The following is an 11,318-nucleotide window of genomic DNA, read 5'->3' as shown; positions in this document are numbered from 1 at the left end:
AGATGTCGGCGCGCTTGACCGCCTCGTCCATCGTCACGACCTCGAAGCCTTCCATCGCCGCCTGCAATGCGCAGATCGGGTCGATCTCGGTCACCAGCACGCGCGCGCCGCCGTTGCGCAAGCTCTGTGCCGAGCCCTTGCCGACATCGCCGAAGCCGGCAACCACCGCGACCTTGCCCGCGAGCATCACGTCGGTGGCGCGGCGGATCGCGTCGACCAGCGATTCCTTGCAGCCATAGAGATTGTCGAACTTCGACTTGGTGACGCTGTCGTTGACGTTGATCGCCGGGAACGGCAGCTTGCCCGCCTTGGCGAGGTGATACAGCCGGTGGACGCCGGTGGTGGTCTCCTCCGACACGCCCTTGATCGCCTTGACCGTCGCGGTGAGATAGCCCGGCTTCGCCTTGACGAACGCCTTGAGCGCCCGCTGCATCTCGACTTCCTCGTCATTCTCGGGCTCGGGCATCGTCTCGCCGGCCTCGATGCGCGCGCCCCACAAGGCGAACATCGTCGCATCGCCGCCGTCGTCGAGGATCATGTTGCAGGTCTCGCCGTCGCCGTCCGATTCCCAATCGAAGATCCGGCCGACATAATCCCAATAATCGGCGATGCTCTCGCCCTTGACCGCGAACACCGGCACGCCCGTCGCCGCGATCGCCGCCGCCGCATGGTCCTGCGTCGAGAAGATGTTGCACGTCGCCCAGCGTACCCGCGCACCCAGCGCGGTCAGCGTCTCGATCAGCACCGCGGTTTGAATGGTCATGTGCAGCGACCCGACGATCCGCGCGCCCTTCAACGGCTGCGCCGCACCAAATTCCTCGCGCAACGCCATCAGACCCGGCATCTCGGTCTCGGCAATCTCGATCTCCCGGCGGCCGTAATCGGCCTGCGACAAATCCGCGATCACATAATCTTCACGCTCGATAACAGGGGCGGTGGCCACGCAAATTCTCCTGGGTCGTTCGATAGGCTCGGTCGGCGCCCACGCGCCTACCGGATTCGGCCGCACATAGCGATTGCGTGCCAGCGGATCAAACATAAAGATATCTTTATATCTCGTGCCAGACCCCGCCGGGCGAGATTTTTTGGTTGCTCATGTCACATTCGCGCGCGCCATATCGTCATGCTTGCGACACCCCATCAAACAGGAGACGCACGATGCCCCCCCGCCTCGATCTTTTCGCCGCCGCCCCCGCGCTCGCCAAGGCGTGGTACGCTTTATCGACCCAGGTCGAGAAGGCCGGGCTCGAACCCGATCTGCTCGAACTGGTCAAAATCCGCTCGTCGCAGATCAACGGCTGCGCCAATTGCCTCAACATGCACAATGCCCACGCCCGCAAACTGGGCGAGCAGCAAAAGCGGCTCGACGTGCTGTCGGCATGGCGCGAGGCACCGTGGTTTTCCGAGCGCGAGCGCGCGGCGCTCGCCTGGACCGAGCACCTCACCGACATCGCCGGCAAGCGCGCGCCCGACGCGGTCTATCAGGCGCTCGCCGCGCAGTTCACCCCGGCCGAGCAGGCACAATTGACGCTGATGATCAACGTCATCAACGGCTGGAACCGGATCGCGATCGGTTTCGACATGTTCGACGAAAGCCTCGCCGCGTGACCCCGGCGGCACCGGACCCCGCGGTCACGTTCGCGCCGCTGCGTCCGGTGCTGCTACGCGTCGCGTATCGAATGCTCGGCTCGGTCGCCGATGCCGAGGATATGGTGCAGGACGCGTATTTGCGCTGGGCCGAGGCCGATCGCACGGCGGTGGCGGTGCCCGAGGCGTTCCTGCGCCGGATCGTCACGCGGCTGTGCCTCGACCACCTCAAATCGGCGCGCGTGCGGCGTGAGACCTATGACGGCCCCTGGCTCCCCGAGCCGGTGGTCGAGGCCGAAGGCGAGCAGGACGACGTGACGCTGCCGTTGATGCTCGCGCTCGAACGCCTGTCGCCGCTCGAACGCGCGGCATTCCTGCTCCACGACGTGTTCGGGCAGGGTTTCGACGAAGTCGCCGCCGCGATCGGGCGCGATCCCGCTGCCTGCCGCCAGCTCGCCGCGCGGGCACGCGAGCACGTTCGCGCCGAGCGCCCGCGCTATCCGGTCGAGCGCGGGCGCGGGCACGAAATCGCGGCGGCCTTCCTCACTGCCTCGCGCGCCGGAGATACCGACGCGCTGCGTGAACTGCTTGCGGCCGACGTTACGTTCTATTCCGACGGCGGCGGCAAGCGCCCCGCCGCCGCACGCGTGATGCGCGGCCTGTCCGAAGTAACCCGTTCGCTCGCCGCGATCGCGCGGCTGCTCGCGGCAAAACCCCCGTCGCGTCTGGTCCGCTACGGGTTGGTCAACGGCTTGCCCGGTTTCGTCACGCGCGAGCATGACGGCTTGCTTCAGACCACCGCGCTGCTGATCGACCATGGCCGGATTGCCGCGATCTACGTGATGCGCAACCCCGACAAGCTGGCGCACCTCGAACGGACGCTCGATTAGGAGCGCCGCCGGAGAGGGTTCAGGTCGCGGTCAGGCCCGGCCCGCCTGGCTCGTCAGCAACCGCGGGTCGATCCCCGCGATCTCGAAACCGCGCGTCCAGCGGTCGCTGGCCTCGGTGGTGTAGATCAGATCGACATCGCCCGCGGTCGAGAACCAGCCGTGCCGTGTCATCTCCTCCTCCAGTTGCCCTTCCCCCCAGCCGGCATAGCCCAGCGCGACCACCCAATGGCGCGGGCCGGCGGCGCCGGCGATCGCGCGCAACACGTCGGTCGTGCCCGACAGCGCCCAGCGCCCGGCGACATCGATCGTGTCCTTGCCGCCCCAATCCTTCGAATGGACGACGAAACCGCGCCGCGGCTCCACCGGTCCGCCGAAATGGATCGGCACATCGGGCGCCTCGCCGGGCGCGATATCGAGTTGCTCCAGCAAATTGTGGAACCCGAGGCCCTCGATCCGGGTGCCGAGCCCGATGCCGATCGCGCCTTCGGCATCGTGGGCGCACATCGCGATCACCGCGCGCTCGAACCGCGGGTCGCCGATACCGGGCATGGCAAGCAGAAACTGGCCGGTAAGATAGGGAATGGAGTCCATCGTATCACCATAGCGGGCGGCCTTGCACATCGCCACGCTTGAAAATCGGCCCGGCCTTCCCAAGCTACGAAGCACCGCATGTGTTGTGCGGCCGAACCTCTGGAGGAAATACCCGACATGACCATCAGCGTTGGCGATCGCCTGCCGAACACCAATTTCGTCAAGGCCACCGAATCCGGCCCCGAGCAGGTCGCCTCGGCGGATTTCTTCAAGGGCCGCAAGGTCGCGCTGTTCTCGGTGCCCGGCGCGTTCACCCCGACCTGTTCGGCCAAGCACCTGCCCGGCTATGTCGACAAGGCGGACGCGCTGCGTGCCAAAGGGATCGACGAAATTGCCTGCACCGCGGTCAACGACGCGTTCGTGATGGGCGCGTGGAGCAAGGCCAATCAGGCCGAGGGCAAGGTGACGATGCTCGCCGACGGCAACGGCCAGTTCGCCCATGCGGTCGGGCTCGAGATGGACGGTTCGGGGTTCGGGCTGGGCACGCGCGGCCAGCGTTATTCGATGATCGTCAACGACGGCGTGGTCGAACAGCTCAACGTCGAGGCGCCCGGCGAATTCAAGGTCAGCTCGGCCGAGCATCTGCTCGATAACGCCTGATCACCCCAATCCCTGCGTTCGTCGTGACGGCGCACCCATCCGGCGCCCGTGGCCTCGATCGAGGTTGCGGGCGCTGGTGCAAGCGCTCATTCGATGACGACGGCCGCGGTCGAACGGAAACGGGCTCTCCCCGACGGTCGCCGATCGCTGGCTCAGAATTGACGCGACCATTGCAATTTCCGATCTCGTGGCTGCCGTGAATCCCCCAGACGCGGCGGCCACACTTGTCTTATCGCCGCGAAGGATTTAGCCGCAGACAATGACATCTGCAGCCCGGATCGTCGCAGACCTCGATCGTCTCTACCGCGCGTCGGTCGAACGACTTCAGGCCGCGCTCAACGCCTATCTGGTCGACGGCACCGTCCCCACCCCTGAATCGCGACACGACGGCAGCTTCGCCTATCCCGAAATCCACCTGCGCTATCATGGCGGCGCTGACGGCTGCCCCAGCCCGCTGCGGTCGTTCGGACGGCTCGTCGCGCCCGGCGATTATCGCGCCAGCGTCACCCGGCCCGCGATGTTCGCCGACTACCTCACCGAGCAGTTGACGCTGCTGATGGAAGATTACGATATCGAGGTCGAGGCGGTCGAGGGGCGGCAGGAGATCCCCTTCCCTTATGTGATCGATCCCGGCCATGAGATGAGCCTCGACGAGGTATCGGCGGTCGATCTCGCGCGGCATTTCCCGGCGACCGAGCTCGCGCATATCGGCGACGAGATTGCCGACGGGCTGTGGGCCAACCATGGCGATATCCAGCCGCTGGCGCTGTTCGACGGGCTGCGTACCGATTTCTCGCTCGCGCGGCTCCGGCATTACACCGGCACCCCGCCCGAGCACGTCCAGCGTTTCGTGCTGTTCACCAATTATCACCGTTATGTCGACGAGTTCGTCCGCTGGGCATGCGCGCAACTCGGCACCGACGATCGTTATACCGCGCTGTCGGGCGCGGGCGGGCTGATGATCAAGGCGGGCGACGACCCCGAGCGCGTCGTCGCCGACAGCGCGTGGCGGCGCCACCAGATGCCCGCTTATCACCTCATCGCGCCCGATCGCTCGGGGATCAGCCTCGTCAACATCGGCGTCGGCCCCTCGAACGCCAAGACGATCACCGATCACCTCGCGGTGGTACGCCCCGATGCCTGGCTGATGATCGGCCATTGCGGCGGGCTGCGTCCCAGCCAGCGGATCGGCGATTACGTCCTCGCCCACGCCTATCTGCGCGACGATCATGTGCTCGACGACGTGCTGCCGCCCGAAATTCCGGTGCCCGCGATCGCCGAGGTCCAGCTCGCGCTGGCCCACGCCGCCGAGATTGTCTCCGGCCAGTCGGCCGAGCAGTTGAAGCGCCGCCTGCGGACGGGCACGATCATCACCACCGACGATCGCAACTGGGAATTGCGCTATTCGCGCTCGGCGCTGCGCTTCTCGCTCAGCCGCGCGGTCGGGATCGACATGGAATCGGCGACGATCGCCGCGCAGGGCTATCGCTTCCGCGTCCCCTATGGCACGCTGCTTTGCGTCTCGGACAAGCCGCTCCACGGCGAACTCAAGCTGCCCGGCCAGGCCAACCGATTCTACGAGCGCGCGATCAGCGAGCATATGCGGATCGGGATCGAAGCGTGCGAGGAATTGCGGCGCGAGGGGGCTAGGCTCCACAGCCGCAAATTGCGCGCGTTCAACGAGCCGCCGTTCCGCTGACGCCGGCGTCCGATCTCGAAGCAACGCCCGCGCCGCTGATGCGTTTGCGCGGATAACAGGAGGATATGATGGCCGATACGCCGACCCCACCGCCGCCGCCCGAGGCCCCCAAGCGCCGCCCACGCCGGGCGCCGCCGCGCCACGCCGATGCCGCCAAGCCGACGCGCGCGCGGACGGGGGCGGCCGCGAAACGCGCCGCGCCGACGGCCACGCGGACGCCCACCAAGGCCAAGGCGCCCGCCAAGCCAAAGCCGGCCGCGAACGCTGCACCTGTGGCAAGCCCGGCCTCGCCGGTATCGTCCGCACCAACGCTCGGCTGGAAAGCGATGGTCGCCGCGGCGGTCGGCGTGATCGGCGCCATTGGCGGCCTGCTCGCGCTCCGCGGCAGCACCCCGCGCGCCGACAAGAAGGCGGGTGGCACCAAAACGAGCGCCGCTAATAAGGACACGACCCCGAAGAAAAAGTAACCGTCACCCCGGACTTGTTCCGGGGTCCAACGGGCCACAATCGAAGCGTTTGATTTTGGCCCGTTGGACCCCGGAATGAATCCGGCATGACGAGCAGGGGCATTACCCCGCGACCAACACCGCCAGCGCCTCGCTCGTCAGCGGTTCGGCGCACAGGAACCCCTGGTAGATCTGGCAGCCTTCCTTGGCGAGCAGATCAAGCTGTTCCGCGGTCTCGACACCCTCGGCGACCACGGTCAGCCCCAGCGAGCGCGCCATGTCGATCACCCCGCGCACGACGATCCGGTCGCGGGCGCTGCCGGTGATGTCCTGCGACAGCCGCTTGTCGATCTTGAGCGTGTCGAGCGGCAGCGCCTTGAGATACGCAAGGCTCGAATAACCGGTCCCGAAATCGTCGATCGCGATCCGCAAGCCCGCGCTGCGCAGCGCCGCGAGCAGTGCCGCCGCCGCGCCGAGATCGTCGATCAGCCCCGATTCGGTGATCTCGACCGACAGGCGCTGGCGCGGGAAGCCGCTGGTATCGACGCGATCGAGGAACAGATCGGCAAAGCCCGGCCGCGCGATATCGGCTGCGGTCAAATTCACCGCCAGCCGCAATTGCGCGAGCGCTGCGGGCCACCCTGCCGCCCGCGTCAGCGCGAGCCGCTGGACATGATCGGACAGCGCGATCGCCAGATCGGCACGCTCGGCCGCCGCAAACAGCGTCTCGGCGCCCAATTCGCCGAAACGCGGATGCCGCCAGCGCGCCAACGCCTCGACCCCGATGATCCGCGCGCTCGCGATCGCGACCTGCGGCTGGAACAACACATCGATTTCGCCGCGATCGAGCGCGTGCCGCAAATCGAGCGCGAGCGCCTCGATCGGGGCGCCGGGTGCGCCCTCCACCCCGGCATCGCGGATCGTCGCGCCATCGGAAACCTTGGCCTCGGCCAGCGCCTCGCTTGCCCGCCGCAGCAGCGCCCCGGCATCGTCGGCTTCGCGCCGGCCCGCGACCCCGATCCGGCAGCCTACGGTGGTGGTCAGCGCGCCGATCGGGAAGGCGCGCCCAAGCTGATCGGCGACACGTTCGGCAAGCAGCATCAACTGGTCGTGCGGTGCATCGGCCGCGACCAGAAATTCCGCGCCGCCGACGCGCGCGACGATCGCGCGCCGCCCCATCACTTCGCGCGCGACATGCTCGATCCGCGCCGCCGCCGCGCCTAACAAAGCATCGCCCGCGGCGCGTCCGTGCGCGGCATTGACCAGATCGAACCGGGTCAGCGCAATCAGCGCCGCACCCACATGTGCCCCATCCTCAAGCCGCTGGCCCAGCCAGCGCCGTGCGCCCGCGGCATCGCGCGTCGTCGTCGCGGCCTCGACCGTCACCGGCTCGACCATGGCCTCGACCGAGCCGTCGGCGGCAACGCGCAGATGCGTCACCACCCGGCCGATCCCGGCAAGGTCGTGGACGATCGCGGTGCCGTCGCCGGGTTGGCGAAGCTGCCGCAGCTTCGTGCGTGCTGCCTGCCGTTCACCGGGCAGCAGCATCGCCAGCGCGGCCCGCCAGCCGATCGCGCCCCCGCTGCCGATCAGCGAGGCCAGCGCCGGGGTCGGTTCGATTCGCGTGCTGCCGGGGAGGATGCGCCAACCGAGCGGCGCCGCACGCGGGCCGCCGGCGCCGCTCCCCGCCACGCGCTCGGCATGGCGTTCGGCACAGCGCAGCGCTTGCAACAAGGCGTCCTCGCCATGGGGGCTCGCAAGGAAATGGGTCGCGCCGGCGTCGATAAATTCGCCCAGCGCGGCGGTGTCGGTCTGCGCGACAAGCACGAGCATCGCATTGCCGGTTGCGGCGATCATGTCGCCCAGCGCCCGCGCCGCCGCCAACCCGTCGTCGAGCGCGCCGCGCGCGTCGATCAGCGCGATCTGCGCCCCACTGGCGAGAAAGCGGCGTTCGGCATCGGCGCCGCGTCGCGCCGCGACCACGCGCCATCCGGCGGACGACGCCGAGGCGGCAAGTTCGTCGCGTTGCCGAAACGACAGCACGAACAGCGGCACCGCCTGTTCTGCGTGCGCTGCTGCGGCTTCGCTCAACACCCCGTCTCCCTATCGCGTCGGCGCCCTTGGTAACGCCGAACCGGGCCAGCGCAATGCGCAAAGCGCGCGGCCCAATTCCCAAACAGGACAGTGCGATACGCACGCGCGCGCTGCTCGGGCGATCACCCCCATTGCCGTTTGGGGGTCTGGGCTCTAACGCTCGTTCATGGCCAGCGCCTCCGCCCTGATCGACCGCCACGGCCGCACGATCAGCTATCTCCGCATTTCGGTGACTGATCGCTGCGATCTGAGGTGCCGCTATTGCATGGCGGAGCAGATGACCTTTCTGCCGCGCGATCGCCTGCTGCGGCTCGAAGAGATCGCGCTCATCGCCGAACGGTTTATCGCGCGCGGCATCTCCAAGATCCGGTTGACCGGGGGCGAGCCGCTGGTGCGCCGCGACGTGACCGATCTGGCGCAGCGCCTCGGTCGCCACCTTGGCCACGGGCTTGACGAACTGACGATGACGACCAACGCCACGCACCTCGCCGACCATGCCGAGGCATTGGTCGCCGCGGGCATGCGTCGGATCAACATCAGCCTCGACAGTCGCAATCCCGACACCTTCCGCCACATCACCCGCCACGGCGATGTGGCGCGCGTGCTGGCCGGGATCGCTGCCGCGCGCGCGGCGGGGCTGGCGATCAAGATCAACATGGTCGCGCTGAAGGGCCTCAACGAGCACGAGATCGCGCCGATGCTCGCTTATTGCGGCGAACAGGGTTTCGATCTCACGCTGATCGAGACGATGCCGATGGGTGCGATCGATGAGGACCGGACCGACCGCTTCCTGCCGCTCACGCAGGTGTTCGACGATCTGTCGCGCCGTTTTCCGCTCGTCCGCGACACCCGCGGCACCGGCGGCCCCGCCCGCTATTGGCGCGTCGCGCCCTGGGGCATCCGGCTCGGGCTGATCTCGCCGCTCACCGCCAATTTCTGCGACGGCTGCAACCGCGTGCGGCTGACCACCGAAGGCAAGCTCTACCTCTGCCTCGGCCATGACGAATCGGTCGACCTCAAGGCCGCGTTGCGCGGTGGCGGGATCGCCGCGCTCGATGCCGCGCTCGACGACGCGATGACGATCAAGCCGCGCGCGCACGATTTCCGCATCGCCGCCGGCGAACAGCCCGCGGTCGCGCGTCACATGAGCGTCACCGGCGGATGATCAAGCATCCCCGCCGCGCGTTGCTCGCCTCGCAGACCGCGCCCGCGCAGGCTGCCGCGCGCACGCTGCATGAGCGCTACGATTGGGTACCGATCGAGGACGCGGAACTCGTCGTTGCCTTGGGCGGCGACGGCTTCATGCTCCAGACGCTCCACGCGATGCTCGATCGGCGGCAGCCTCAACTCCCCGTGTTCGGGCTCAACCTCGGCACCGTCGGCTTCCTGATGAACGAGTGGCGCGACGACGGGCTCGACGCCCGGCTCGCGCAGGCCCGGACGGTCAACGTCACGCCGCTCTGCATGGAGGCGACCACCGTCACCGGCGAGCATTGGCGCATCCCCGCGATCAACGAAATCTCGCTGCTGCGCGAAACCCGCCAGACCGCGAAGCTCGAAATCACGCTCAACGGCCGCGTCGTCCTGCCCGAACTGGCCTGTGACGGCGTGCTGTGCGCGACGCCGGCGGGCTCGACCGCCTATAATCTCTCCGCGCAGGGTCCGATTCTGCCGCTGGGGTCGTCGATGCTCGCGCTGACCCCGATCAGCCCGTTCCGCCCGCGGCGCTGGCGCGGCGCGATCGTGCCCGACAAGGCGCGGATCGGCATCCGCGTGCTCCATCCCGAAAAGCGCCCGGTAAGCGCGGTTGCGGACCAGCGCGAGGTGCGCGATGTGGCGCATGTCGACATCGCGATCGATCGCGCACGCGATCTCAGCCTGCTGTTCGATCCCGAGCACGCGCTCGACGACCGCATCACGATGGAGCAATTCCTGTCGTAATTCGGGCTCGGCAGCGCCGCGCCGAGGCGGTGCTGGCCCGCTCCCCCACCCCGCCTCCCAAGACATTATCCTGCATGGGAGGCGGGGTGGGGGAGCGGGCCGGCGCCGAACAACCAAGCGGGCTTGCCTATCGGCGAATCTCGCTGCTATAGGCGCGCCTCTCGCGACGCCCCTCCGGGTAATCGCGCACGGCATTCCCCGGTAGCTCAGCGGTAGAGCAATCGGCTGTTAACCGATCGGTCGCTGGTTCGAATCCGGCCCGGGGAGCCACCACTCGCCAACCACGCGACTATATATCCGGCCTGGCGCCTGCGGACGGTCACCCACCCGGTCGCCCTGAGCTTGTCGAAGGGCCGTTCTTGTGTCCTCGGGGCGCCGTGATCGTCCCCAACCGATACGACGACAAAAACGCCCACATCGCGTCATTGTCGACCACCCACGCATGCCCACCGCCAACGGTGATCCGCGCCGCGACATCGGCGCCGTCGCGGCATCCGCTATAGCGTTCCTCATACACGCGCTCGGTGATCCAGCGCGTCGTCGGCGCCGCGGTGCAGCCGTTGAGCGCAGCCCAGCGCTGTTCGGCGGCGTGCATGGTATATTGCCAATAACCGGTGCCGCCGCCCAGAATCGGGTTGGTCTTGTCGGCATCGCCGGCAAAGGCGATCACCGGGATCGGCCGGCTCGGGCGGCAGGTAGCGGGATCGGGGCGTGAGGGATCATGCTTCGCCGGGTTGCCGGCACGCAAACCGACCACCGGCGCGATTGCCGCGAACCGGTCCGCCGCGACGCAGCCCAGCCATGATGTCATCCGCCCGCCGCCCGACAGCCCGGTGACATAAGCCCGTGCCGCATCGGCGCAGCCTTCAGCCGCCAGCCAATCGAGCGCGGTTTCGAGATAGGCGACATCGTCGGGATCATCCGCGGTCGGGATCGTGCCCGCGACCGTCGGCACCCCCGGGATATTCCAGACGAACCCCTTGCCCTCCGGTATCCCCGCATCGGGTGCGGCCACGATAAACCCATGCTTGTCCGCGCTCGCCTCAAGCGCCGAATCACGCAGCATCGCCGCCCCCGTCCCGGTGCTGCCGTGGAGCAGGAACACGATCGGCGCGGGCTGTGCAGGATCGTAGCCCGCCGGCAGATGGAGCAGCATCGGCCGCCCGGTATCGCCGATCGCGACACGCGCGGTAACGCCCGGCGCGCCCACCGCGCATCGCGTCGCGGCGTGCGCGGCCGGGGCGAGCGACCAAGCGCCGACCAACGCGGCAGCGAGAATAAACATCCGGTGGAGCAAAATACGCCTTCTCCCATCATCATCCCGATCGCCAAGCCACGATCGCCGCGCCGCTTTTTAATCGATCGGCGGCGCGAACCCAGCCGAAATTGCCCGCGCCAGGCCGGTTTTGCGACCCTTTCCCAACCGCGCCCCCCTTGCTAAAGCCCCTCCGAGTCTCACATGCGCACCAT

11 protein-coding genes and 1 tRNA gene are annotated in these 11,318 nt (G+C 68.1%); 8 read left to right on the top strand and 4 right to left on the bottom strand.

The window, feature by feature from the left end:
- On the bottom strand, nucleotides 1-943 hold a 943-nt coding region (locus tag NFE57_RS14305; protein ID WP_382280735.1), incomplete at its 3' end, for an adenosylhomocysteinase.
- A gap of 215 nt (nucleotides 944-1,158) precedes the next feature.
- On the opposite strand from NFE57_RS14305, the gene NFE57_RS14300 reads away from it, so the two are divergent.
- On the top strand, nucleotides 1,159-1,608 hold the full coding sequence (locus NFE57_RS14300) for a carboxymuconolactone decarboxylase family protein (protein ID WP_252136269.1): 450 nt from the start codon (nucleotides 1,159-1,161) through the stop codon (nucleotides 1,606-1,608).
- The gene (locus tag NFE57_RS14295) at nucleotides 1,605-2,477 is read left to right on the top strand and encodes a sigma-70 family RNA polymerase sigma factor (protein WP_252136268.1); all 873 of its coding nucleotides are present in this window, start codon (nucleotides 1,605-1,607) and stop codon (nucleotides 2,475-2,477) included. The genes NFE57_RS14300 and NFE57_RS14295 overlap by 4 nt, the downstream gene beginning before the upstream one ends.
- Nucleotides 2,478-2,507: 30 nt before the next feature.
- Here NFE57_RS14295 and NFE57_RS14290 read toward each other — a convergent pair whose 3' ends face one another.
- Complete coding sequence (locus NFE57_RS14290) at nucleotides 2,508-3,068, bottom strand: YqgE/AlgH family protein (RefSeq protein ID WP_252136272.1); 561 nt, start codon at nucleotides 3,066-3,068, stop codon at nucleotides 2,508-2,510.
- A gap of 117 nt (nucleotides 3,069-3,185) precedes the next feature.
- Between NFE57_RS14290 and NFE57_RS14285 the strand changes: the two genes are divergently transcribed.
- The 3 genes from NFE57_RS14285 to NFE57_RS14275 all read left to right on the top strand — a co-directional run bounded on the left by NFE57_RS14285 (nucleotide 3,186) and on the right by NFE57_RS14275 (nucleotide 5,834).
- The gene (locus NFE57_RS14285; RefSeq protein WP_252136267.1) at nucleotides 3,186-3,668 is read left to right on the top strand and encodes a peroxiredoxin; all 483 of its coding nucleotides are present in this window, start codon (nucleotides 3,186-3,188) and stop codon (nucleotides 3,666-3,668) included.
- Between the two features lie 259 nt (nucleotides 3,669-3,927).
- The gene (locus NFE57_RS14280; protein WP_252136266.1) at nucleotides 3,928-5,367 is read left to right on the top strand and encodes an AMP nucleosidase; all 1,440 of its coding nucleotides are present in this window, start codon (nucleotides 3,928-3,930) and stop codon (nucleotides 5,365-5,367) included.
- 68 nt (nucleotides 5,368-5,435) lie between these two features.
- Nucleotides 5,436-5,834, top strand: coding sequence for a hypothetical protein (locus NFE57_RS14275; RefSeq protein WP_252136265.1), 399 nt, complete (start codon nucleotides 5,436-5,438; stop codon nucleotides 5,832-5,834).
- A 102-nt stretch (nucleotides 5,835-5,936) separates the two neighbouring features.
- On the opposite strand, the gene NFE57_RS14270 is transcribed toward NFE57_RS14275, so the two are convergent.
- Nucleotides 5,937-7,904 carry a bifunctional diguanylate cyclase/phosphodiesterase gene (locus NFE57_RS14270; protein WP_252136264.1) on the bottom strand — a complete coding sequence of 656 codons (1,968 nt, stop codon included), beginning with the start codon at nucleotides 7,902-7,904 and terminating at the stop codon, nucleotides 5,937-5,939.
- 169 nt (nucleotides 7,905-8,073) lie between these two features.
- Between NFE57_RS14270 and moaA the strand changes: the two genes are divergently transcribed.
- The 3 genes from moaA (at nucleotide 8,074) to NFE57_RS14255 (ending at nucleotide 10,118) form a co-directional block, all read left to right on the top strand.
- Nucleotides 8,074-9,072 carry a GTP 3',8-cyclase MoaA gene (gene moaA, locus NFE57_RS14265; protein WP_252136263.1) on the top strand — a complete coding sequence of 333 codons (999 nt, stop codon included), beginning with the start codon at nucleotides 8,074-8,076 and terminating at the stop codon, nucleotides 9,070-9,072.
- A complete protein-coding gene (locus tag NFE57_RS14260; RefSeq protein ID WP_252136262.1) occupies nucleotides 9,069-9,848 on the top strand; it encodes an NAD kinase in 780 nt (259 codons plus the stop codon). The genes moaA and NFE57_RS14260 overlap by 4 nt, the downstream gene beginning before the upstream one ends.
- Nucleotides 9,849-10,043: 195 nt before the next feature.
- Nucleotides 10,044-10,118 (top strand) — tRNA-Asn (locus tag NFE57_RS14255).
- Nucleotides 10,119-10,167: 49 nt separating this feature from the next.
- Here NFE57_RS14255 and NFE57_RS14250 read toward each other — a convergent pair.
- On the bottom strand, nucleotides 10,168-11,133 hold the full coding sequence (locus NFE57_RS14250; protein ID WP_252136261.1) for a CE1 family esterase: 966 nt from the start codon (nucleotides 11,131-11,133) through the stop codon (nucleotides 10,168-10,170).
- Nucleotides 11,134-11,318 lie beyond the last annotated feature (185 nt).

Source organism: Hephaestia sp. MAHUQ-44 (genome assembly GCF_023806085.1).
Classification (GTDB): Bacteria; Pseudomonadota; Alphaproteobacteria; order Sphingomonadales; family Sphingomonadaceae; genus Sphingomonas.
The sequence above is the reverse complement of the archived record's forward strand: the minus strand, read 5'-3'. Positions and strand labels throughout refer to the sequence as shown.